Source organism: Nocardia sp. IFM 10818 (assembly GCF_054655275.1).
Genome location: NZ_BAAHJH010000001.1, coordinates 7027813 through 7049716 on the forward strand (window position 1 = coordinate 7027813; position 21904 = coordinate 7049716).

Sequence of the window (21904 nt, forward strand, 5' to 3'; positions counted from 1 at the left end):
GGTCAGCGCTCCTGTTCTGCGAGCCACGCACGCATGATCTCTACAGCCCGCTCTACATCATCGGGCAAGAGATCGACCACGATCGGATTGTTCGGGTTCACCCAGGCGGCCACGCGAAGGTACTTCTCCCGCTTGATAATTTCCAGATCGGCCGCGCCGTCTTTGTCTTCGAACTTCATTTCTTTTCCACTTTCCCTGTTTCCTGAAATGAAGAAGGCCCCGGAACTCCGCTACCGTTCCGGGGCCAATTTCGAGTCAGGAAGACTCAAGACTTCTGCCGCGCGATCCACTCGTTGAGGAACTCCGCGATGATCTCGGCGTCTGCGAGATTCAGATCCGCGCTGATGTAGTCGCTACCGATAGTGCATTTAGCCTGCACCCAATCGCCTTTGTCTTTCATTTCGAGGCTGTAGCCGTCCGCATCGGTGATCTTCATTCTCTCCTGCTCTCCTTCTTGGGGTTGAAAAATGCCCCGGCCGTTGCCGCGACCGGGACAAATTTCAGCCTCAAGCCTTAGCGCGGCTCGAGTATTTTGGCCGTACCGCTCTCACGGAACAACGCGGGGCACGCCCCGCCTTTTCCGCAGTTGAACCGATACATGGTTTCAGGCCATATGGTCTCGGTCAACTTGTCGACCGATTGGACCGCGAAGGCGTAGCCGGTGACGTCATCAAAGACGATTAGGTCTCCGACTTCGACCTCATGGACCGGGATTTCCTTCCGGACGTAGTTGTGTACGTCCTCGGGCTGCACGTCGGGCTGAATTAGCAGACCTTTTACGCCCATCGCTTGAAGTCCCATCCGTAATCGCCAGCAGTGAGCCGCCCAGCGTGCGGCAGGCTCAAAGCAATGTCGATAGAGACTTCGAGTTTCCCGACAACAGCCACAGTCGTACGCGCCTTGTCGTACAGGTAATGGCCCGGACCGTCGTTGATCTTGTCCGCGATCCGCACCATTTCCACCGCACGCCGATACTCATCGGCTATGTGCGTCCTAACCAGCTGTTCCAGCTCGTTTTCCATTTTCCACTTTCCCTTTTCCTGATAGGAAGAATGCCCCGGTCAAGTCTTCTACCGGGGCAAACTTCCGCCTCAAGACTTAGGCGCCGTCGAAAATCGGGCTCAAGCCTTAGAGCCTGGTTGCTCGGGCGCCTGGTTCCTTCGCTGCTCCCATAGAGCGGCACGGGATCTCAGGCACGCTGTCACCAGGTTGTCAAACCGCTCTGTTGCTAGCCGATGTATTGCAACCGCCGTGAAGTTCAGGTAGGCGGCTTCGAAGTTCTCTTCGAAGTCCGGACTACCTGCAACGGCATAGATGCTCTTGACTCGTCTGAAATCCTCGTCGGCGCGCTTGAGGATCTTTTCTGCCTCGTCGCGGCGCCGCTCGTTGTCTTTGTGGATTTCAGCGAGATCGGTTAATAACGGTGTTGCGCGTCCCATATCACTACCTTTGTTCGATGGATGGCGCTCCCTAAATCGGCCTCGAATCCGACTCCCGGTACGTAGACCGGTGGCCCGCGTATATGTACGCATTCGCCTAGGGATGTCCGGCGCGATATTTGTACGTGGGTACGGGTGTACCTGGTACGTCTATCGACCGGACCTAGTTATTTGGCCCACACACTATGAATTTGACTCTCGCGTGCTGCTCACACCAGCCGGAGAAAGAACATGTGTCACCCGAACACGCGTCGCGCTATGGGGGTGAGCGTTGAATCTCGGGCGGCCCTGGGGGCTGCCCGTCTGGCCTCTCGGCCTGACACGAATATTTGAACATGCATCCTCGTTGCATGTCAACCTTGGATTGCAAAGTTTCTCATCGTGCCTGGTCGGGCACGGTTTTCGGTCGAGCGCCAGCGCGCCCGTGCCGGCCCGGAGAGGCCCCCGCCGGCCACTTTTGCCCGGCCGCCGGCGGTCCCTCGTTGCCGGCCCAGGGAACGGAACGCGCGGAACAGCAATCCGCGGCAAAGCCTTGAGAATGCCGCCCAGATCGCACACTGAGCGATCGGCCTACCGTTCCGGTATATCGGTGTACCCCAACGTGTTTCGTGGCCCCACAGGGCAATCTAGGGCCAGTTCCGAGATCGCCATCCGTGAGCCCGCCTGGCGCACAACGCAAAACACCCCGTGCCATGGGCACGGGGTGCGGGTGCAGCGTATTCGGTTGTGGGGGAACTACTCCCAGGCTCTCAGCGATTCCGGGTGTGTGCAGTCGTACGACCAGCACGGGGCGTATTCGCCACCCTCGCACATGCACGGGCCTTCGGCGCACGCGTTGCACGAGTCGAGATACCCAGGGTGGTGGGGGTAGTTGACGTGTTCGGGCATGAGGTGAGTCCTATCCTGGTGGGTGGCCCGACCGGGCCGCGTAGCGTGCGGCCCGGTCGGTGCCTCGGTCAGTCGAGGACGCGCAACGCGTCCAGGGTGGACGGGTGGCACAGCCGGATGATTCGACCGGACATGTCCAGCCGGATACGGACGGCCCGCGCGGTTGCGCTGGCAATCGTGCCGTACCGGTCCCCTTGCATCCACGCGTCCAGCCACGGGGGCAGTTCGACCCGCGCGCCAGCGTGCAGCGCGTAGCCGCTCACCTGGCTAGCTCTTTCATCGCGACCGCCGGGTGACGGTCCCCGCCCTGGGGAAGATCGCACGCGTCACAGGACGAGTGAGAGAACCAGGGCGAGCAATCCTCGGGGCACGCGTAGCAGATCTGCCACCCGTCGCGCCCCCAGTGATGCCACATGAGTTCGGCCGCCTGGTCGTGCTCGTCCAGTTCGCAGCCGTTCGCGATCACGTACAGGCACGTCTCGCATATAGCGATCTCGACCGTCTGATACTCGGGCATCACTCGCACCAATCCAGGGCAGGCAACCCGAGCGCGTCACGCGCGCCGGGGTTGTACGGCTCGCCGTAGCAGTGCTGGCCGTAGTAGCCCGGTGCGACCGGTACCGGCTCCCCGTACCCGTCGAGCACGTACGCGTCCGGCCCGCAGATCTGGTTACCGTCCACGCGGCAATCCCACGCCGGGTGATCTTCCTCCGGAGACTCGAGCGCCTCCGGCAACTCGAGGCCCAGATCAGGGACCGTGGTCCCATCGGGCAGCGAGAGGCTCTGGACGGCAACGGGTTCCGCTTCGTCTCCTGGTCGGGTGACCGTGGGAGCAATGACCAGCATTGCCAGCGCTAGGGCGGCAATCCAGCCGAGAGCCAGCGCGCCGAGCCGCGCGCTGTGGTTGATGAGAGAACGCATTGTGACCCCTTCAGGGCATGAGTCATCGCGCCGCGAGCCCGCGGCGTCGGTGGTGAGTTCTGGCCGGTCGGACGGCCCGCTGGCGCGGGCCGCCCTGGTTCGGCTAGTCGAGTAGTCCGGCGTCCCGCTCGCCCGCCTGGTAGCCCTCCACGTACGCGGAGAACTCCGAGGCTGTGACGTCTACGCGCCAGTCACGCTGGCGGCCCTGGGCGTGTTCGTAACCCAGCCAGCGCGCCAGGATGAGTGCTTGCTCGCGCTTGTCCTCGACAACCCGCAGCGGGTTGCGTTCCGGGGTCTCTTTCACCACTGCACCGCCGGGCGGACGGCCCAGGAAGCGGCCATTTCGGACCCCTGCCACGCATACATGCGAACCGACTCGGTGCGCTCGTACCGGGTGATCACAAAGTCCGGCCGCGCCTGCTGAGCGTGCCGCTGAATGTCGTCCATCCGGGCCGTCAGCTCGGGGAGCGTGCCCCGTGCGTCGATCTCCGGCGCGGCCCAGCCGCGCGCCCAGAATTCCTGCTCGTACATCTGTTGCCCTCTCGGATCGGTCCCCGACCGGGCCGCGTAGCGTGCGGCCCGATCGGTTCACGGTGTGTCAGTCGTCCAGCAAGCCAAGCTCGGCGTCTCGCCGGTCATGGTGTGCTGCAACGTCTTCCGGGGCGGTCTTAGCCATGGCGATGTAGTACGCCCGGCCGTACCGGCCCGCCTGGTCGAAGTCGCCCCGTTCGGCCGACTCGAACTCAGCGCGCCGCAGCGCGTCTAAGTGCGTCCCCGGCCCCTTGGTCAGATCAACCATGTCGGTTGCTCCCTTTCTGTCTGGCCGCTCTGTGTGAGCGGCACACGACTACATAAACATGCATTCCTGTTGCATGTCAACTCCAGGGCAAAAGAAATGTTTTTCGAGAATGGGAATTGGAATAGCGCGCACGAATAGCGCAATGGCTCGAATATGTCTATTCGAATGCGGCTCAAAGAATGTGAATGAACTCACAATAGACACTGGCCGGCCTGGGTGGTATCATGCCGGCCCGGCCAACGGCCTACCCCCAGGGGGTACATCCCTCCCCCGACCCCTCCCCGATCGGCCAGTACTGCGGCTCTCCTGTTCTGTACGGGTTAGGGGTCTCCGAGAGCATATACCCCCCACCCTTGGCTCTCCCGCAGGTCGGCGCAGCGATTTCGAACGCTGGCGCCGCCCAATCTGGGCCCAGAAATGGGTGACGTCCGTCACAGCTTTCAGCAAAAGCCCAGGACGCCGAAAAAGGTCGCAGGTACTTACTAGTGAGGGGGAGGAGAGAGGGGGCTGTAGCCCCCGAACGACGACCCCGACCAGCCGCTTTTGGGCGGCCGGTCCAGAGAACGACCCCTAAAGGTCGGGCTCTGGAGGGAGCCCTCCCTTCCTGGACAGCCCGTAAGAGGCTGGCCGGGGATTCACCCCGTCCAGGCAAGCGGAGCGGAAGCTCCGCGTAGTGCCAGCGGCCTGACGCCGCTGGCTATAGGGATAAGAGGTCATTTGAGTTGGGCAACGTCCCGGCGGCGGGACGATTTGCCAGCCGACTGGCCTTCGCGTCGCGCCGAGGTACTTCGCCGTGACGGCTACGCCTGCCAGCTCCGTTTACGCGGATGCCAGGGCGCGGCCTCCGACGTCGACCACATTGTTCGAGGCAATGATCATCGCCTCGAGAATTTGCAAGCCGCGTGCACAAAGTGCCACGCAAAGAAATCTTCCGCTGAAGGCATAGCGCGTCAGCGGCAATTACGAGCCCGGAGGTATCGACCCACAGAACGTCACCCTGGGTCACTGCGATAGGGCGGGCCGGGTGCCCGTCGGCCCAGGAGGTCATGAGGTGGGTACGAAAGGTCCGATCCCCAAGCGGAGCGACCAGAGAGTTCGGCGGAACAAGTCGGATGTCGGTCTGGCCGTGGTCCAGGCAATCGGGAGCTTCAAAATCCCGGAGCTGGGGTTGGGTGATCCGCACCCGCTTGTAGCGGATCTGTATGCGTCGCTTCGGCATTCGGCTCAGTCCGACTACTACGAGCCGAGCGACTGGCAGCAAGCCCGCTTGGTGTGTCTGTTGTTGGACGACTTGCTGAAGTCCGGCCGGATGAATGGTCAGGTGCTCTCGGTGGTCCATTCGATGATGGGCGAACTTCTGATGAGCGAGGGCGCCCGCCGACGGGTGCGCCTTGAGGTGGAACGTGCCGGCCAAGCCGCCGAGGTGGTGGACGTGGCCGAGATGTTCCGTCAGCGAATGATGGGCGCTGGCGGATAGGTGGCCCGGAGGGGTTGAGGTGGTTCTAGCCGAGGTTGAAGGGTGGTCCCTCGGCGCTCCCCCTCCGGGCAATGAGCATTGGCCTGTAGCTCAATTGGCAGAGCGCCGCCCTGTTAAGGCGGCGGTTCCTGGTTCGAGTCCAGGCAGGTCAGCAATGCATTCCCCTGTCGTCTAATGGCAGGACTCCGGACTTTGGTTCCGGATATCGAGGTTCGAATCCTCGCAGGGGAGCAATGGGGAAAACGGGTGAGCCCTCCGGGGAGCCCAAGTACCCGACCCCGCGATAGCCACGCGGCATACAAGTAGAGGCACTGGGAATTAGGTCAGCCCAGGCGCCCCGCTGCCGGGGGTGGGAAGTACCGGAGTGCCTCCTCGGGGCAGAAGCCGAGGTAGATGGATGTAGCTCAGGTGGTAGAGCACTCGCCTTGGGTGCGAGATGTCGCAGGTTCGAGCCCTGTCATCCAGACGAAGCCCGCCAGGGCGAAGGCCGCCGCCCGCGGCCGGTACAACAGAAGAAACAGGGGAATCCTTGACCGTCCAGCAGAAGATCAACCTCATTGCCGATCAAGTCGCGTACGCGCGTGACCTGGTGGTGAAGATTCGCGCCGAGATTCAATGGCTGAAGGCGAATCCGCAGGCTGAGTATCTGGACTTCAAGCGGCTTGACACGCTGCTGGAGAACCTGAAGGCGCACGCCGAGGCGACCGACGCCGAGATTCCGAATCTCCCTGCCTGACAACGTGTTTGAGCAGGCTATCGCGCAACTGAACGAGCTAAAGGGAGATCTGATCATGACTGACAACGAGAAGGCCGAAGCCGTCGCGGCGAAGGTCTGGGAGCACGTCACCAAGATCAACAAGGTGATCAAGGAAATCGAGTACCTGAAGACCCAGGTCACTGGCCCGGTCGACTGGACCAACCTCGATCACGCGGTGACCTCGCTCGGGATGAATCTCGCCCGTGCTGACGAGCTGCTGCCGGACGTCCCGGCGTAAACGACGAAACCTCGGCCGAGGCCGGGGTTCCTGGGGATGTGCCCTGATGGCCGGGCAGGCGGTCTCCAAAGCCGCCGTACGGGGGTTCGATTCCCTCCGTCCCTGCTCACTCCAGGATGAGCCACTCGCCGACGGCGCGGGGGTCGATGTTGTTGAGGATCATCCCGGCAACCGTGCCGGTGCACGCGCCGCACGCGTGGACCTCGATCGACTCAAAGTAGTCGTGCTCGTTGCGGATCGCGTCTAGCGACTGCCACTGAGCGGCGAGGGTGAGTGTCGCCTTCTTTTGGCACCGGATACACGGTGCTTCCTCCAGGCAAACGCTGGTTTCGACCTTCTTGACGAACGGGGTTCCGTACGGGAGTCCCCGCTCGAGCGCTGCGCCGTGGTCTTCGTTGTACACCCTCTCGAGTGTAGCTCGATTCTGATTCTGGGAGATTTCCTTTGAGTTTCCGTACTCCGTACGGCTACACCCATTCCGAAAACGGCTGGCGAATGGTCAACCGTGACGCGTGCGTAGTCGCACTGCCCGGTCTGGGAATTCCGTTCACCGACACCGCGCCTATTCGGTCCGGCGATGCCGCGACCGTGCTCGGGGCGTGGGCGATTTGGTATCACCGCAACGTCGAGCCGATCAGCTCGCCCGTCTGGGGCTGGAGCGCCACGAACGACGTCGAGAACTCAAATCACCTGTCCGGCACCGCGATTGACATCAACGCACCTAAGTACCCATGGGGTCTGCGGACCATGAGCCCCGCGCTCAAGGCGCGCGTGCGCGAAGGTCTGCGCCTGTTCGAGGGGACCGTCTATTGGGGCGCTGACTGGGGCCGCGCCGACGAAATGCATTACCAGCTCGGATTTCCCGAGGGAGATCCGCGAACCGCTCGATTCGCCGAGCGGCTGAATAACGGCTATCTGGGGATTTACGGCAAGGAGGATGCGCCTTTGAGCGCTGCCGAAGTTAAGCACATCACCGATTTCATCGTTGGCTATGTCGGCCCGATCGGTGCGGATGTCAAGGACGTGCGCGAGCAGCTGGCGGGCCAGGGCTCGCGGGACGCTGGCGAGTACGACGGCTGGCCCCAACTGGGCGGCCGGACCGTGGTCGATGCCCTCGCCGAGGTACTGAAGCGCCTCGAAAAGCTGGAGGGGGCCAACACCTGTGGCTATCGGCCGGGAAGTTGAGCGCGATGTTCTGATTCTCACCCTCGAAGCGGACTTCGATTACACGCTGAAGCTGCCCCCGGACCGGACGTTCCCGCCGGGCACGGCGGTGCGGCTGAAGCTCTACCCGCCGGGTGAGAAGAACACGAAATCCACTATCGCCGTTTGGGATGCCCAGGTCGCCCCGACTCACGCCCGCTGGGTTGTCGAGTCCGAGCAGGCCGACCTAATCCCCGATCGAGCGCACTTCCGCATCTACGTCTCTTACCCGGAGTCCCCGACCCGCGAACACCCGTGGTTCGTCGGGGACGTGCGCCGGGATCAGTAAGTAAGGATCTTCATTCTTGGCTCTGCCAAATTCCACTAAGCAAGCACTCGCCGACGAGTTCGCCCAGCTGGGCGGCACGGGCACCGCGTGGCTGTCGCTGCACTCTGCGGACCCGACCACGGTCGGTGACAAGGAACTGACCGGCGGTAATCCCGCCTATGAGCGAGTTCAGTTCACCTGGTCGGCCGGCACCAACGGCACCGTGTCCGGTCCACCTGTTCAGGTGAACTGCCCGGCAGGTTCGGTCACCCACGCGGGCATTTGGAAGGACAAGGCGTCCAAGGCCCCAACCGATTTCATCGCGGGCGCGCAGCTTAGTCCCACACAGACTCTTGGTGGCGACGGCCCGGTGACCATCACCCCTGTGTTCACGGTGTCCTGATGCCGCTGACCGGAGAACGTATCGCGGATCTCCCGCGCGGCGAACGAATCGCCGAACCTCCGGTTGCTGGTTTCCGTCTCATTCCCTCGGACTGGGTGCCGAAGTACCCGCCGTACGTCCAGGTCGCGTACTACGCGTACGCGGGCCTGCGGGCGGCGGCGACCTCGCTCGCAAGGGCAGCTGGATCTGTCAGAGGCGTGTTCAAAGCCTCCGCCGAGCCGTCCAGCACGGCGAAGTTCAGCGCCACGGTGGCGGGCCTTGCCTCGGGTCGCATGTCCGGCGTGGAGTTTTCCGCGGCAGGCGTATTCGAAGCGTTGGCACGGCCGTTCGTCTGGCTCGGAGGCACCGCCCGCTTGGCGGCGACGTCACAGCCCGTATCGACGGCAAGCGCGCCGATCGCTGCCAAGTTCTACGCGCTGCCACTGGTTCTCGGGCCGTTCAAGTCCGCTTCAGCGCTGTCGGCCAAAGCGTCGGCAGTCTCTGCGGCGAAGTTCGTTGCCGCAACCGCTCTTTCGGCTACGTCGGAGGTGAAGCGGACCTTCCACGACAACTTCAACCGACCGAACGGTGACCCAGGAGAAGCCTTCTGGCTGCCACAAGATCCCAAGTTTCCGTCGGTTTCGTGGAACAACAGGGCTAACGCCGTCAACCCGCCAGCTGCTGGTGTAACTCAGCCGTGCTGGATGTGGTGGCGGCAGCCGCTTGCAACAGACAACCAAGAGGTCAACTGCGCGGTGATGAACCCGGCCTCGAACGGCCAGGACTCGCTAGTCAGTGGTTTGGTGCTTCGAAAGACGCCTGATGACTGGCGATGTGTGTTCGTGTTCTTCACGAACGCCCGGATCGTCATGGCGACGATGGACGCGACGGGTAAGCCGACCGAGCGTGTGGGCAAGAACGTGGGAATCGGCGAAGGCAACCGAATCCGGTTTACCGCTGTCGGTAACACCTACGTGGTCACTATCAACGACGTCGAGCACCTCCGCTGGGTCGACTCTGGCAACGCACACCCGATCGGCACTCTATTCCGACGGGTCGGCTTTATCACGCAGTCGTATCAGAACGGATTCCCGTGGAACAGCATCGTCAATTCCTGGGCGCTTGACGACTGGAACGGACGCGACATCTAACAGCTAGGAACAGGTTGGAATACCCGGAAGACGAGCTTCTTCCGGCTCCGCCTCACGTATACGGCCCGACCTGGCGCAAATACAAGAACGGTCACTGGTTTCTGCCTGAGCGGACGCTCGGCTGGCAGATCCTCGCCTGGTTGTGGGAATACGTTCTCACACCAGGCGGACCGAACGCCGGGCAGCCCTTTATGCCCACCGACGAACAGATTCGATTCATCGTCTGGTGGTACGCGGTCGATGAAGACGGACGGTTTATCTACCGGTCCGGGATGCTCCGCAGGCTGAAAGGGTGGGGGAAAGATCCGATTGCCGCCGCGCTCGCGCTGGCGGAACTGTGCGGCCCAGTCGTATTCGACGGATGGGACGAGAAGGGCAACCCGACCGGGAAGCGCCGTCACGCGGCCTGGATTCAGGTTGCGGCCGTTTCCCTTGATCAGACGAGGAACACCTTCTCGCTTTTCCCTGCGATGGCGAGCAAGAAGCTCAGAGAAGAACACAAGCTAGATATAAACAAGACCGTCATCTACACAGAGGGCGGCGGAATTATCGAAGGCGTCACCTCGAGCCCATTGGCTCTGGAAGGTAAGCGCCCGACGTTCGTAATTCTCAATGAAACTCAATGGTGGATCGAGACCAACAACGGTCACACCATGGCGGAAGTCATTCAGGGCAACGTGGACAAGGCCGCCTACGGCGGCTGCCGTGCCCTGAGCATCTGCAACGCGCATATCCCCGGCGAGGACTCCGTAGCCGAGCGTGACCACGACGCTTACATGGACATCCTTGCAGGTAAGGCCATTGATACCGGCCTTCTGTATGACGCACTCGAAGCACCGGCAGGAACGCCGGTCAGCGAGATCCCCTCTCCGGCTGAAGATCCGGACGGCTACGCAGCGGGCATTGAGCAGCTGCGTGCCGGCCTGGAGGTCGCCCGCGGCGATGCGGTTTGGTTGGACCTGGACACGATCATTCTTTCGATGCTGGATCGTAGACGTCCGGTCACCGAATCCCGCCGCAAGTTCCTGAATCAAATCAATGCCGCCGAGGATGCGTGGATCGCGCCTCACGAGTGGGATCGGTTGCAATCGGACGTCAGCCTGGAACCGAAGGAAAAGATCACCCTTGGTTTCGACGGTTCGAAGAGCAACGACCACACGGCGCTGGTGGCGTGCCGCGTTTCCGACGGCGCTCTATTCCTGGTCAGGACTTGGAATCCGGAGAAGTTCCCGAACGGAGAGATTCCTCGCGAGGACGTGGACGCGGTTGTCCGTTCGATGTTCGAGCGCTACAACGTGGTCGGCTTCCGTGCCGACGTTCACGAGTTCGAAGCGTACGTGGATCAGTGGTCACGCGACTTCAAGCGCGTAGTGAAGGTTAAAGCCTCGCCAAACAATCCGGTCGCGTTCGATATGCGCGGGCAGCAAAAGAAGTTCGCGCTCGACTGTGAGCGTTTCCTAGATGCGGTCCTGGAGCACGAGGTTATCCACGACGGCAACCGTGAGCTTCGGGCTCACATTCTCAATGCCCATCGGCATCCAACCAATTACGACGCTATCGCCATTCGCAAGGCCAGTAAGGACAGCTCCCGCAAAATCGACGCCGCTGTCTGCGCGGTCCTCGCTTGGGGATCGAGACAGGACTACATGATGAGCAAGCGGCACCGTAATTCCATGGGGGCGGTGATTCTGCGCTGACGACTTACGACGGACATGTCAATGAACTCCAGGGCATCATGGCCGCCCAGGAGACGGACCTCGCCGAAGCAGAGGACTACGCCGAGAGCCGGTTTCGGCTGAAGGCGCTCGGGCTGGCGACACCGCCGGAGATGGAAGATCTCCGCGTCGACATCGGTTGGCCCGGCCTGTATCTGCGTGCGATGGAGCGCCGCCTCGATATCGAGGGCTTCCGCCTGGCGGGCAAATCCGAAGGCGTCGAAGACCTTTGGGACTGGTGGCAGGCCAACAACCTGGACGAGGAGTCCACGCTCGGCCACATGGACGCCCTGACTTATGGGCGTGCCTATATCACCGTGTCGGCGCCTCTGCCCGACGACGAGGACAAAGACACTCCGGTGATCCGGCTCGAGTCCCCGCGGTCGATGTTCGCCGAGCTGGACCCGCGAACCCGCAAGGTCCGCAGGGCAATTCGGTTCTACAAGGCCAGGGCGCTGCACAACGAGCCCGAGCGGGCCACGCTGATGCTGCCCAACGAAACGGTGCTTCTGGTCCGCTCGCAGGGCGCGGCCTCGGCCTGGTCGGTCGAAGGCCGGGTGAATCACAACCTCGGCGTGGTCCCGGTGGTACCCCTGACGCACGGCGCGAAGCTCGGAAACCGTTACGGTTCTTCGCTTCTGACTCCCGAGGTTCGCACGGTCACAGATGCTGCGGCCCGTCTGATGATGGATCTTCAGGCGGCGGCCGAGCTGCTGGCGGTGCCGCTGCGCGTGATCTTCGGCGCCGAGCGTGAGGAGATCGCTCCGAACGGCACGAAGGCCGAACTCGAAGACGCCTACTACGGCCGACTGCTGGCCTTCGGCAACGAGATGGGCAAGGCGTTCAGCTTCCCTGCGGCAGAGCTTCGGAACTTCACCGAGGCGTTCGAGAGCCTGGCGCGGCAATTCGCCTCGTACACCGGGCTTCCCCCGCAGTACCTCATGTTCTCCAGTGACAATCCGGCGAGTGCGGAGGCGATCCTCGCAGCCAACGAACGCATGGTTCGTGAGGCCGAACGGATCAGTCGACAGTTCGGCGGGGCGTGGGAAGACGCTATGCGTCTGGCGCTGAAGGTGATGAAAAAGCCTGTGCCGAAGGAATTTCGACGGCTCGAAGTGGTGTGGCGCGATCCGGCTACGCCGACGTTTGCGGCAGCGGCCGACGGCTGGACCAAGCTCGCCACGGCGAAGACGGCCGACGGCCGACCGATCGTGCCGGTTGAGATGGCGCGGATCAAGCTCGGGTTCACCGACGAGGAACGTACCCAGATGGAGGAGTGGGACGAGAAGTCCAGCTCTAGCCAGTTGGCGAAGCTTCTCGCCGCCCCGACGATTCCGGGCCAAGACCCAGCGGACCCGAACGCTAAGCCGGTGCCGGCCAAACCGCAGTCCGCGGCAAAGGCACCGCCGCCGAAGGTGGCACCGAAGTGACGATGACTGCTCAGCAGTACGCCGAGCAGCAACGCCAAATCAATCTCCAGGCCGCTGCCCTGACCTATATGGCGATGCGGCAGTTCCAGCAACGGGACATGAGCACGGTCGATTGGCTGGCGCTGCTCGAGCTGCTGTATCCGGTGATCGAGCGAGCACGTACCCAGTCCTCGGTGCTGGCCCGCCAGTTCTACGACGAGCAGCGGGCCATACACCTTCCCGACGCACCGGACTATGACATTGATCTGGTCGGCTACGACCGCACCGAGTTCCGGCTCCGGATGGAGCCTGAGCGCTTGGAGATGTCCCAGGAGGACGCCCCCGATGAGGCGCTCAACCGGGTCGTCCTGCGGGCTCTGAAAGAAGTTCAGGGCGCAGGCCGCAAGACGATCGTCCGGGCCGTCGAGAACGAGCCCGAACCCGAGCCGAAGGAACGCGAGGACGAGCGCCAGGAGCAGCAGCTCGACGCCACCCGCGACGAGCCGAAGCAAGAACCGAAGTGGGCTCGTGACGTCTGGCGCGAGCAGCTCCAGGCCCGCGAAGCACAGCGCGCCGAAGTGTCGGCCGCCGAACGCTTCGAGCGGCCCCGGCTCTCGGTCGTACCGCCGCTCCAGGAAGACCCGAAACCAGCTGCCCCGGAACCGAAGTCGAAGACCAAGGCGAAAGAACCGAAGCGGAGGGTACAGGGTTGGGCGCGGGTCGCGACCAACCCGAAGCCGTGCGCGTTCTGTCTCATGCTGGTCAGTCGTGGCCCGGTCTACGCCTCGGCGGAAACCGCTGGCTTCACCGGCAAGAACAAACAGGCCCGCAAGCTGCACGAGGCGGGTTCCGAGAAGGCTATGCGGCTGGCGATGAGGAAGTTTCATCCCGGCTGCGGCTGCATCGTGGTCCCTGTCTTCGATAAGCAGGACTGGCCCGGCCGCGACAGTTACCTTGCAGCCGAGGACATCTGGAAAGAGTCCACGAAAGATCTGCACGGCCAAGACGCCGTGATCGCATTCCGCAGAGCGGTTGAACACCGCTATCGCGAATCCCAGAAGGCCGCCCGGACTACCGGCGTCGCCTGATCTCTCCGCATTCGCGGATCAATTCACTCTCACACCCCAGGCGGGTGTTTCATGCCCAGGAGGCATTTGCATGTCCGAAAACGCTTCCCCGGAAACTACTCCGGACGCGGTTTCGAATTCTCAGGCTCAGGCGAACAGTCTTCCCGATTGGGCTCAGAAGAAGCTGACTGACGCCAACGCTGAGGCCGCAAACTACCGCGTTCAGAAGAACAACGCGGTGGCCGCGAACCAACAGCTGACCGAGCAGGTTACGGCCCTGACCACGGACAAGGCCGGTCTTCAGGAACAGCTTGCGACTGCGACCGCTAACAATCTGAAGCTTCTGACCGCGATTGATTCGGGTGTTCCAGGTGAGCACGTCCGCAATTTCGCGTCGCTTCTCCAGGGCTCTACGGCCGAGGAACTCAGTACTCACGCCGAGGCTCTCAAAACCATGTTCGGAATGACTCAGGCATCCGTTCCCGCGACCGATCCATCTCAGGGATTGAGCGGCGGTGCCGCCAATGATCCGGCGGCGGCTTTCGGTGCCCTTCTGAAGTCTCACTTGCGATAGGAATTTCTACCTAAATGGCTTTCACCGGCAAGATCAACGAACTTGCGCCAAGCGCCGTTGATAACCACCAGGGCCGCCTTGCTTACGTCCCTGACAATCTCCTGCCGAAGACGATCACCGGCCCGATTTTCGAACGGGCACAGGAGTCTTCGCTCGCGTTGAAGCTGGGCACCCCAATTCCGGTCACCTTCGGTGAGACCGTCATCCCGGTCACCACCAAGCGCCCCGAGGTCGGCCAGGTCGGTACCGGCACCACGAACGCCCAACGAGAGGGCGGCGTGAAGCCGATCAGCGGTACCGCCTGGGATTCGAAGAGCTTCCAGCCAATCAAGATCGCGACCATCGTCACGTTCTCGGAGGAGTTCGCGAAGACCAACCCGCAGGGCTTCTACTCGCAGATTCAAACCGATCTGGCGTTCGCCATCGGCCGAGGCATCGACCTTGCCGTGTTCTACGGCAAGCAGCCGATCAATGGCGCTGCTCTCCAGGGCATCGACGCGAACAACGTCATCACCAACACCGCGAACGTGGTGAACTTCCCGGACACCGCTGGCACCACCGTGTTTGACGACCTGCTCGCGGGTTACGACCTGGTGGCGAATAACCCGGACTACGAGTTCAACGGCTGGGCTGTCGATCCGCGATTCAAGTCGACCCTGATCCGCGAGGGCGCCGCGCGTGACATTACCGGAAAGACCTTGAACGTCTCGGACATCAATCTGAACGCGGGCGTCGGTGACATCCTCGGCTTCCAGGCGCACTACGGCCGCGCGGTCTCGGGCGAGCTGGGCGCCAACGCTGACTCCGGTATCCGGGTGATCGGTGGCGACTTCTCGCAACTGCGAATCGGTTTCGCGGATTCGATCCGCTACAAGTTCACCGATACCGCGACCCTCACCGACGGTTCGAACAACACCGTGTCGCTGTGGCAGACCAACCAAGCTGCCCTCCTGGTTGAGGTCACCTTCGGCTGGATTCTGGGCAACAAGAACGCCTTCGTGAAGTTCAGCAACAAGAAGACCACTCCGTAAGTCCGGAGTTCGGGGGCGGGCCTTCCCGCCCCCGGCTGAACCGAAAGGCAACCCGATGAAACTCATTCACCCGTTCGGGACCGTGGTCGAAGTTGACGACGAGTACGGCGCCCGGCTTCTACTGAACGGCTACCAGGAGGTGACCGAGAGTGCCTCTGGCCGCTCCGCCGGACGTAGCAAGCCGTCTCGGGCGCGAACTGACTCCCGAGGAGACGACGCAGGTAGCGACGCTTCTAGCTGACGCCGAGCTGCTGATCCGCGCGCGGATCAAGAACCTTGACGAGCTGATCACCTCGGGCGCGGTCGACCGCGCCATCGTGGTCATGGTCGAAGCCAATGCCGTGATGCGGGTCATCCGCAATCCGGAGGGCTTCAAGTCCGAGGTGGACGGCAACTACAGCTATGAGTTCGCCGCGAGCGTGGCCTCTGGCCGCCTGGAGATCCTCGATTACGAGTGGAGTCTTCTCGGGGTCTCCGAGCGGATTTTCTTCATTCACCCGCGGCTGCCCCGGCGGCAGATGCAGGCCCCGCCGAACTTCTGGGTGGACCTGACGTGAGCCGGTTGGACAGGGGCAACGCCGATGTCGTGGTGTTCCTCGAGGAGGTCACCACCGACGCCGACGGCAACACGAAGACTCGGCCGGCAAAGACCGGTGTCCCCGCGCGGGCGCTGGTGCAGCCTGCGGCCCAGAGCGGCACTAGCTTCCGCCGCGCCGAGCAGGACAACGAGGGCTTCGAATCTGAGCGGCTTATGCGCTTGCGGTTCGTCCGAGGTTTCAACGGCGACAAGCCGATTGGCGCTCAATCTCAGATCGAGTGGGAGGGCCGCCGTTGGGCGGTGTTCGGCGACCCGCAGCCGTACCGCTCGGGGTCGCGCCGGACGCATCACCTCGAGTACGTGATCCGGAGGTTCTGACGTGGCTGGTATTTATCTCCAGTCCGACAAGTCGATGAACGGCCGCGTCTCGCGGATGGACCCGGTACAAGACGCGCTCGGCAAGGCCGCCGAGGACATGCTCATGAAAGCGGAGGCGGGGCTCGCCGCGCACCGCAAGTCCGGCAACACGAAGGTCGAAAAGACCCGCGTGAAGGGCAAGTACAAGACGATCGACTACGAGGTTGCCTTGGTCGGCAAGAACGCTGTCGCGATCGAGTACGGGCACCAGCCGTCAGGCTTGTTCGAGGGCACCGACACGAAACCCCCAGAGGGGCTTTACATCTTGCACAGGGCCGCTGGATTGGCCTAGGAGACAACATCTTTCCCCGCATTCAAGCGGTGGTGCTCCCGCTGTTGCGGGCTGGTTTGCCGGAATCGGTACACGTCGGTAGCTGGGTTGACGATATCGACTATCGCAAGTTCCCCCTGATCAACATCCGCCGCATCGGCGGTATCCGGAACCCGACCGAGCCGACGTTGCTCGGCCTCCCGGTCATCGAAATGACCGCGTACGGGATCGAAGGTCTGATCGAAACCGAGCAGCTGTACGAGGACGCGCTCAGCGTCCTTTACGACGCTGTTCGAACTCAGAAGCAGACGCCCAACGGATATTTGCATTCGATCTGGGAAACCATGGGCGCCACCCAATTTTCATCCAATTTGCAGGATTCCTGGCGGATTCAGGGGCTCATTCGGCTCGGCCTACGCCCCCCGCGTAAATCTTAGGAGCATTTCTCTATGGCGCTGAACAATCGCGCTGTCATTACCCCCGGCTCGGGTTTCGTGTGGGCTGCATCGGTCGGCGCCGCGCGGCCAACGCCTGCGGAGATCAAGGCCCTGAATCCGATCACCTTCGGCGCTCAGACCTACACCATTACCCAGACCGGCGCACCGACCGGCGGCACTTGGAAGCTCAAGAAGGGCACCGAGGAAGTCACCATTCCCGCTAACGCCAGCGCGGAGCAGATCCAGGCACAAGCGGAGAAGATCCCCAGCATCGGCGTCGGCAACGTCGCCGTGACCGGCGGCGCCCTGGGTGCCGGCCCCGTGACTCTGGCCCTGGTGGGTCTGCTCCACGGTGTGAGCCTGACTCTGACCACCGATGACACCGCCCTGACCGGCGGCACTTCCCCCAAGGTCGCTATCGCCCAGGCGTCGGCCCCGAACGGCTGGTCCAACGTGGGTCACACCTCGAGGGACGAAATGCCGGAGTTCGGTTTCGAGGGTGGCGAGAAGGAACTTCGGGGTACCTGGCAGAACCAGGCGCTCCGCGAGGTCGCTTCCGGTGACGCTGCCGCGGACTACGTGACGATGCAGCTGCACCAGTTCGATTCGACTGGCCTCGGCCTGTACTACGGCCCGAACAAGTCGACCACTCCAGGCGTGTTCGAGGTGCAATCGTCGGTCGTGCCGGCCAATGAAAAGGCACTGCTGATCGTCATCGTGGACGGCGATCTGAACCTTGGTTTCCACGCGCACAAGACGTCTGTCCGACGGGACGACGCGGTGAGCCTGCCGAGCGATGAGTTCGCGGCTCTGCCGGTGCGATGGACGTTCCTGAAGCACGGGAACAACCCGTTGTTCTCGTGGATCAACGAGGACTTTTTCCCTCTGCCTGCCTAAAGGCTCCGGGGGGTGTGGTTTTCTTGGCGGGCTCCGCACCTCCCGGCTATTTCTCTGCCCGCCCATTTCTGACTTTCGAAAGGTCCGCCAAAAATGGGTAACATCTTCACTCTTGATTCGCTGCGCGAGGAACTGGAAAACGAGTACGCGCCGATCAAGATTCCGCTGTCGAACGGTGTCGAGGCTGTTCTTCCGTCGATTCTGCGCCTGGACAAGGCCACCCGCAAGAACGTCACGAAGGCGCTCAAGGAGATCGACAAGTTCCAGGACTCCAAGCCCGATGATCTCGACGGCATGGAAGACCTCGTTCGCAAGGTGCTGAATCTCGTTGCAGGCGAGCAGGGTTCGCAGCTTCTGACTGATCTCGGTGATGATCTGGCGCTGACGATGCGGGTGTTCAGCCGGTGGATGGAAGGTTCGCAGCCGGGGGAAGCTCCGGGCTCGCCGAGCTGATCGACAAGCACGGCGCAGCCCTTCTAGCCGATTTCCGGCGGTATTACGGGCTCGATCTGACTGACGTCATCGACGGTCGAAACGGGATCTCTCCGCGCAAGGCGTGGGCGCTGATCGTGCATCTCCCCGCGGACAGTGCGTTCGCCGCCGAGTCTCGCGGCGGGCCGAAGTTCCGAGGCTGGGACGAGGACCGCTACCTACGCGCGGCCACGGTCAACGCGATTCGCCAACTGGCGTGGATCACTGTCGCCGCTCATTCGAAACGGCCTCCGCAGAAACCGGAGCCGATCCCAACCCCGGACGGGGACAAGCGCAAGAAGACCAAGCCGGGTGGGTTTGAGGCGATGCTCGAACGTGCCCGCGCTGCACAACAGCAGAGGGGCAAGTAGATGGCGGGACCAGGCGGGACCGAAGTCAATCGGATCAGTATCCGCGTGGTCCCGGACACGACCGGGTTCCGGAAGAAGCTCAAGAAGGATCTTGAGAAGGCGACCGAGGGGCTTCAGCAAAAGGTCAAGATCGGTGTCGACACCAAGGGCCTGCGAACCAAGGTCCAGACCGCGATTCGTCAAGCGGTGCAAGGCGTTCACAAGGTCGAGCTGGACGTAGCGGTGAAGCGCGGCGAGGCCGCGAAGGTCGGCAAGGAAGTGGAGAAGGCGGCCGACGCCGCCAACCCACAAGTCGACGTGGGCGTCAACTCCGCGCGGTTCTGGCGCGAGTTCGAAGCGATGCTCGCGAAGGCGCGCGGTCGGTCGGTCGACGTGGACGTGACGATCAACCGGCGGGTGTTCACCACCCGCTACACCCAGGAGTTCCGGCGCATCGAACGAGAGATGTACTCGTTCGAGCGACGGTACCGCGAGACGTTCGACCGGATGGGCCGAGACTCGGACGGTTGGGCGGGCCGGTTCCAGGACAACTCGACGCGGATCTCTGACTCGTTCAACAACTCGGTCACCAACATTCGCCGGGGCTGGCTGACCCTGAAGCGCCTGATCTTTCTCGTTGCGGCTCTTGCGGGTCCGGCGATTGGTCTTGTTGCCGGCCTGCTGGCGTCGCTGCCGTCGCTGGGCGCGGCGGCCGGTCTGGCTATCGGCGCGGTCGCGCTGGGCATGGACGGAATCAAGGGCGCCGCACAGGAACTCAAGCCCGAGCTTGATGCCCTGAAGGCGGCCGTGTCCAACGTCTTTAAAGAGCGCCTGGACTCGCAGTTCCAGCAGCTCAAGGACTCCGGTCTCATCACGCAGCTGACGGACGGGTTCCGGTATGTCGCCAACGGCCTGATGGACATGTCTCAGGGGTTCTTCGACGTGATCACGTCGGCCAAGGGCATGGAGCAGATCAACACCATCATGGGCCGCACGGCCCTGCTGTTCTCGGATCTCAAGCCGTTCATCGCGGATATGACCAGCGGCTTCCTGACGCTAGCCGAGTCGGGCGCGAACAACTTCGGGAAACTCTCTGCCTCGCTGAACAAGTGGGCGGCTGACTTCAAGTCGACCGTCGCACGCATGGCTGAGTCCGGCCAGCTGGATCAGATGTTCACCGGCCTGTCGGCCACGTTCGACGGCTTGGCGAGCGGTTTCAATCGCCTGTTCGAGGCTGGCGTCAACGCCATGGGCAAGCTCGGCCAACCGATCGGTCGGTTTCTAGAGCAGATCGGATCGTTCTTCCTCAAGGTCGAGCCGATCCTTTCGGCTTTCGCGGGCAATATCCTGAATGTCGGCTCGCAAATCCTCGAATCGCTGGGCACGGTCTTCGAAAAACTGAGCCCCTCCATTGTCGCCTTTATGGATCTGCTCGGCAGCGGCCTGACCACCGGAATTCGAATTCTCGGCGAGGCCCTGACGCCTATTGCCGAGATGCTGAATACGGTCTTTCTCGCTGGACTGAATGCGATCCGCCCGATTCTGCCGGAACTTCAGGCAGCGTTTCAACAGCTCGCGATGGCGATTTCGCAGGCGCTCGCGAATCCGGAAATGCAAGCGGCGCTGACGGAATTGGTAACCACCGTCTTCCCGCAACTGCTGTCGGTTTTGCCGCCACTGATTACCATGCTGGCGGATATCGTGACCAAGATCGCGCCGATTCTGCCGTATCTGATTCAGTTGCAAACGCTGATCCTTCAAACCGTGATTCCCGCGCTGAAATTGCTGCTCGCTGTCGGCGTCTCCGTCTGGGAGGGCATAAAAGCTGCTTTCAGCATTGGTCTCGACGCGATCAAAACCACGGTCAAAATGATCGGCGCCATTCTTAATGGCGACTGGGAGCAGGTCTGGGAACTTTTTGTTGCGTTCGTGAAGCGCGCCATTCTTCGAGCGCTCCAGGCTTTCGCAAATGCACTGCCGAGTTGGACCGACGTCCTGACGAGCCTGATCAATTTGGCGAAGTCCTGGGGTGAAAAGATCGTAGCACTCCTGAAGAAAATTGGCCTGAATATGATGGCGAATTTGATTCAGGGCATCCTCGATAAGCTCGGCCCGCTGGGCGACGTGCTGAAAAAGGTTTCGGGCATGATCGCGTCCGCTTTCGGTACGAACGATGAGGGCGGCGGTGGAGGCCCCGACATCGGCCTGGATATCCCGATTGCCCCAGCTATCGAGGATCTCACTACCGAGCTGACCGATGGGTTGGCCGGCAAAGAGGAATGGGTTTACGACGGCGGGTACTCGCTCGGCGGTGCCGCAGGTCAAGGCGTTGCCGATGGCCTGAAGGACAAGCAACAAGACGTCGAGAAGATGCGCCAGCAGATCGAGCAGGCGGCCGGAATCTTCGATTCCACCTACGCCAGCATGATGGGCTCGGGCAAGAAGGACCAAGACCCGCTCAAGCGGTTCGCGGACCGCGCGGACGAGCTTCAAGAGACGCTCCAAGATCTCGCTATCGACCGTCAGATTCTTCTTGCGATGGGCGACCGGGGCGACCCGGAAGGATTCCAAGAGGAACTCGCGAGCCTTTCCGAACAGGCGATTGCGGCGCAAGCCGAGCTTGACGCACTGAACGGAATGATGGATGAGATCTACAACCAGCGTAAGGCGAACGATCCATTCCGCGATGTGACGAACCTGCTGGATATCGGCAAGACCGACTGGAATCAGCTGTTGCAGCAACTCGGGCTCGCGCCCGCGGCTGTTAAGGACGTCGCTCAGACCGCTGGCGAAACCTATGCCGACGGATTCACTTCCGGTTTCGGAACCATCGAGGACAAATTCAAGGCGATGATCAATCGCTTCGGCGAGTCCCAGGGTATCGAAGACATTGTAGGCAAGTGGGAAACCGCTCTTGAGGAATCCGGCCTCGATACCTGGGGTGAGGACTTCGTAAAGGAACAGTCGAACGAATTCTTCGGCGATCTCGGGTTCGGAAGCGGAAACGGGTTCATCGGTAAGGCGATCGACAACGTTCCGAACATCATTTACAACGTCTCTTCTGTCGATGAAGTGAACACCAACGAGCGTAATCGCCAGAATCGACAGAAGTATCAGTACACGGGAGCTTAACCCCAATTGCAAACGGTTGTTGAACTCGAGGGTGTCAACGGAGAATTCTTCACCCTCGCTGGACCCAACGCC

General features: G+C 62.1%; 33 protein-coding genes and 4 tRNA genes. 26 read left to right on the top strand and 11 right to left on the bottom strand.

The window, feature by feature from the left end; translation table 11 throughout:
- Nucleotides 1–2 precede the first annotated feature (2 nt).
- The 10 genes from ACYQ5L_RS32595 to ACYQ5L_RS32640 all read right to left on the bottom strand — a co-directional run bounded on the left by ACYQ5L_RS32595 (nt 3) and on the right by ACYQ5L_RS32640 (nt 4047).
- Complete coding sequence (locus ACYQ5L_RS32595; RefSeq protein ID WP_459962026.1) at nt 3–179, bottom strand: hypothetical protein; 177 nt, start codon at nt 177–179, stop codon at nt 3–5.
- An 86-nt stretch (nt 180–265) separates the two neighbouring features.
- Complete coding sequence (locus tag ACYQ5L_RS32600; RefSeq protein WP_459962027.1) at nt 266–436, bottom strand: hypothetical protein; 171 nt, start codon at nt 434–436, stop codon at nt 266–268.
- A gap of 340 nt (nt 437–776) precedes the next feature.
- Nucleotides 777–1022, bottom strand: coding sequence for a hypothetical protein (locus ACYQ5L_RS32605; protein WP_459962029.1), 246 nt, complete (start codon nt 1020–1022; stop codon nt 777–779).
- A 99-nt stretch (nt 1023–1121) separates the two neighbouring features.
- Nucleotides 1122–1439, bottom strand: coding sequence for a hypothetical protein (locus ACYQ5L_RS32610; RefSeq protein WP_459962030.1), 318 nt, complete (start codon nt 1437–1439; stop codon nt 1122–1124).
- 956 nt (nt 1440–2395) lie between these two features.
- The gene (locus tag ACYQ5L_RS32615; RefSeq protein ID WP_459962031.1) at nt 2396–2590 is read right to left on the bottom strand and encodes a hypothetical protein; all 195 of its coding nucleotides are present in this window, start codon (nt 2588–2590) and stop codon (nt 2396–2398) included.
- Nucleotides 2587–2844 carry a hypothetical protein gene (locus ACYQ5L_RS32620; protein ID WP_459962032.1) on the bottom strand — a complete coding sequence of 86 codons (258 nt, stop codon included), beginning with the start codon at nt 2842–2844 and terminating at the stop codon, nt 2587–2589. The genes ACYQ5L_RS32615 and ACYQ5L_RS32620 overlap by 4 nt, the downstream gene beginning before the upstream one ends.
- On the bottom strand, nt 2844–3248 hold the full coding sequence (locus ACYQ5L_RS32625) for a hypothetical protein (RefSeq protein WP_459962033.1): 405 nt from the start codon (nt 3246–3248) through the stop codon (nt 2844–2846). The genes ACYQ5L_RS32620 and ACYQ5L_RS32625 overlap by 1 nt, the downstream gene beginning before the upstream one ends.
- Nucleotides 3249–3351: 103 nt before the next feature.
- Nucleotides 3352–3552, bottom strand: coding sequence for a hypothetical protein (locus ACYQ5L_RS32630; protein ID WP_459962034.1), 201 nt, complete (start codon nt 3550–3552; stop codon nt 3352–3354).
- Nucleotides 3549–3779: a hypothetical protein gene (locus ACYQ5L_RS32635; protein WP_459962036.1), complete on the bottom strand. Its 231-nt coding sequence runs from the start codon at nt 3777–3779 to the stop codon at nt 3549–3551. Before ACYQ5L_RS32635 ends, ACYQ5L_RS32630 begins: the two co-directional genes overlap by 4 nt.
- A gap of 67 nt (nt 3780–3846) precedes the next feature.
- Nucleotides 3847–4047, bottom strand: a complete 201-nt coding sequence (locus tag ACYQ5L_RS32640) for a hypothetical protein (protein WP_459962037.1) — start codon at nt 4045–4047, stop codon at nt 3847–3849.
- A gap of 750 nt (nt 4048–4797) precedes the next feature.
- On the opposite strand from ACYQ5L_RS32640, the gene ACYQ5L_RS32645 reads away from it, so the two are divergent.
- The 8 genes from ACYQ5L_RS32645 (at nt 4798) to ACYQ5L_RS32680 (ending at nt 6624) form a co-directional block, all read left to right on the top strand.
- Entirely contained in the window at nt 4798–5061 is a 264-nt protein-coding gene (locus ACYQ5L_RS32645) for an HNH endonuclease (RefSeq protein ID WP_459963617.1), read from the top strand.
- Nucleotides 5062–5098: 37 nt separating this feature from the next.
- Nucleotides 5099–5524, top strand: coding sequence for a phage terminase small subunit (locus tag ACYQ5L_RS32650; RefSeq protein WP_459962038.1), 426 nt, complete (start codon nt 5099–5101; stop codon nt 5522–5524).
- Between the two features lie 79 nt (nt 5525–5603).
- Nucleotides 5604–5676: transfer RNA gene (locus ACYQ5L_RS32655), tRNA-Asn, on the top strand.
- 8 nt (nt 5677–5684) lie between these two features.
- Nucleotides 5685–5755: transfer RNA gene (locus ACYQ5L_RS32660), tRNA-Gln, on the top strand.
- A 162-nt stretch (nt 5756–5917) separates the two neighbouring features.
- Nucleotides 5918–5987: transfer RNA gene (locus ACYQ5L_RS32665), tRNA-Pro, on the top strand.
- Between the two features lie 66 nt (nt 5988–6053).
- Nucleotides 6054–6260, top strand: a complete 207-nt coding sequence (locus ACYQ5L_RS32670) for a hypothetical protein (RefSeq protein ID WP_459962039.1) — start codon at nt 6054–6056, stop codon at nt 6258–6260.
- Between the two features lie 55 nt (nt 6261–6315).
- Entirely contained in the window at nt 6316–6519 is a 204-nt protein-coding gene (locus ACYQ5L_RS32675) for a hypothetical protein (protein WP_459962040.1), read from the top strand.
- 32 nt (nt 6520–6551) lie between these two features.
- A tRNA-Trp gene (locus tag ACYQ5L_RS32680) sits at nt 6552–6624 on the top strand.
- Between the two features lies 1 nt (nt 6625).
- On the opposite strand, the gene ACYQ5L_RS32685 is transcribed toward ACYQ5L_RS32680, so the two are convergent.
- Nucleotides 6626–6922, bottom strand: coding sequence for a hypothetical protein (locus tag ACYQ5L_RS32685; protein ID WP_459962041.1), 297 nt, complete (start codon nt 6920–6922; stop codon nt 6626–6628).
- Nucleotides 6923–6963: 41 nt separating this feature from the next.
- Between ACYQ5L_RS32685 and ACYQ5L_RS32690 the strand changes: the two genes are divergently transcribed.
- The 18 genes from ACYQ5L_RS32690 to ACYQ5L_RS32775 all read left to right on the top strand — a co-directional run bounded on the left by ACYQ5L_RS32690 (nt 6964) and on the right by ACYQ5L_RS32775 (nt 21832).
- Nucleotides 6964–7704: a M15 family metallopeptidase gene (locus ACYQ5L_RS32690; protein WP_459962042.1), complete on the top strand. Its 741-nt coding sequence runs from the start codon at nt 6964–6966 to the stop codon at nt 7702–7704.
- Nucleotides 7682–8011, top strand: coding sequence for an LtfC-like domain-containing protein (locus ACYQ5L_RS32695; RefSeq protein ID WP_459962043.1), 330 nt, complete (start codon nt 7682–7684; stop codon nt 8009–8011). The genes ACYQ5L_RS32690 and ACYQ5L_RS32695 overlap by 23 nt, the downstream gene beginning before the upstream one ends.
- Nucleotides 8012–8027: 16 nt before the next feature.
- Entirely contained in the window at nt 8028–8393 is a 366-nt protein-coding gene (locus ACYQ5L_RS32700; RefSeq protein ID WP_459962044.1) for a phage tail fiber protein, read from the top strand.
- The gene (locus ACYQ5L_RS32705) at nt 8393–9523 is read left to right on the top strand and encodes a hypothetical protein (RefSeq protein ID WP_459962045.1); all 1131 of its coding nucleotides are present in this window, start codon (nt 8393–8395) and stop codon (nt 9521–9523) included. Before ACYQ5L_RS32700 ends, ACYQ5L_RS32705 begins: the two co-directional genes overlap by 1 nt.
- Nucleotides 9524–9537: 14 nt before the next feature.
- Nucleotides 9538–11220 (top strand): hypothetical protein, encoded by a 1683-nt coding sequence (locus ACYQ5L_RS32710; protein ID WP_459962047.1) that lies wholly within the window; start codon nt 9538–9540, stop codon nt 11218–11220.
- A 38-nt stretch (nt 11221–11258) separates the two neighbouring features.
- A complete protein-coding gene (locus ACYQ5L_RS32715; protein WP_459962048.1) occupies nt 11259–12668 on the top strand; it encodes a phage portal protein in 1410 nt (469 codons plus the stop codon).
- A gap of 2 nt (nt 12669–12670) precedes the next feature.
- A complete protein-coding gene (locus tag ACYQ5L_RS32720; RefSeq protein WP_459963618.1) occupies nt 12671–13735 on the top strand; it encodes a VG15 protein in 1065 nt (354 codons plus the stop codon).
- A gap of 70 nt (nt 13736–13805) precedes the next feature.
- Nucleotides 13806–14288 (top strand): hypothetical protein, encoded by a 483-nt coding sequence (locus ACYQ5L_RS32725; protein ID WP_459962049.1) that lies wholly within the window; start codon nt 13806–13808, stop codon nt 14286–14288.
- Nucleotides 14289–14302: 14 nt separating this feature from the next.
- A complete protein-coding gene (locus ACYQ5L_RS32730) occupies nt 14303–15319 on the top strand; it encodes a phage major capsid protein (protein ID WP_459962050.1) in 1017 nt (338 codons plus the stop codon).
- A gap of 55 nt (nt 15320–15374) precedes the next feature.
- Nucleotides 15375–15560 (top strand): DUF7302 family protein, encoded by a 186-nt coding sequence (locus tag ACYQ5L_RS32735; RefSeq protein WP_459962051.1) that lies wholly within the window; start codon nt 15375–15377, stop codon nt 15558–15560.
- Complete coding sequence (locus tag ACYQ5L_RS32740) at nt 15475–15876, top strand: Gp19/Gp15/Gp42 family protein (protein ID WP_459963619.1); 402 nt, start codon at nt 15475–15477, stop codon at nt 15874–15876. Before ACYQ5L_RS32735 ends, ACYQ5L_RS32740 begins: the two co-directional genes overlap by 86 nt.
- Nucleotides 15873–16235 (top strand): hypothetical protein, encoded by a 363-nt coding sequence (locus ACYQ5L_RS32745; RefSeq protein WP_459962052.1) that lies wholly within the window; start codon nt 15873–15875, stop codon nt 16233–16235. The genes ACYQ5L_RS32740 and ACYQ5L_RS32745 overlap by 4 nt, the downstream gene beginning before the upstream one ends.
- A 1-nt stretch (nt 16236) precedes the next feature.
- Nucleotides 16237–16566, top strand: coding sequence for a DUF5403 family protein (locus ACYQ5L_RS32750; RefSeq protein WP_459962053.1), 330 nt, complete (start codon nt 16237–16239; stop codon nt 16564–16566).
- 29 nt (nt 16567–16595) lie between these two features.
- Complete coding sequence (locus tag ACYQ5L_RS32755) at nt 16596–16982, top strand: hypothetical protein (RefSeq protein WP_459962054.1); 387 nt, start codon at nt 16596–16598, stop codon at nt 16980–16982.
- Nucleotides 16983–16994: 12 nt separating this feature from the next.
- Nucleotides 16995–17879 carry a phage tail tube protein gene (locus ACYQ5L_RS32760; protein WP_459962055.1) on the top strand — a complete coding sequence of 295 codons (885 nt, stop codon included), beginning with the start codon at nt 16995–16997 and terminating at the stop codon, nt 17877–17879.
- 93 nt (nt 17880–17972) lie between these two features.
- Nucleotides 17973–18332, top strand: a complete 360-nt coding sequence (locus ACYQ5L_RS32765) for a phage tail assembly protein (RefSeq protein ID WP_459962056.1) — start codon at nt 17973–17975, stop codon at nt 18330–18332.
- Complete coding sequence (locus ACYQ5L_RS32770; protein WP_459962058.1) at nt 18284–18721, top strand: hypothetical protein; 438 nt, start codon at nt 18284–18286, stop codon at nt 18719–18721. The genes ACYQ5L_RS32765 and ACYQ5L_RS32770 overlap by 49 nt, the downstream gene beginning before the upstream one ends.
- Complete coding sequence (locus ACYQ5L_RS32775) at nt 18722–21832, top strand: phage tail protein (protein ID WP_459962059.1); 3111 nt, start codon at nt 18722–18724, stop codon at nt 21830–21832. It begins immediately after the preceding gene.
- The last annotated feature ends 72 nt before the right edge of the window (nt 21833–21904 follow it).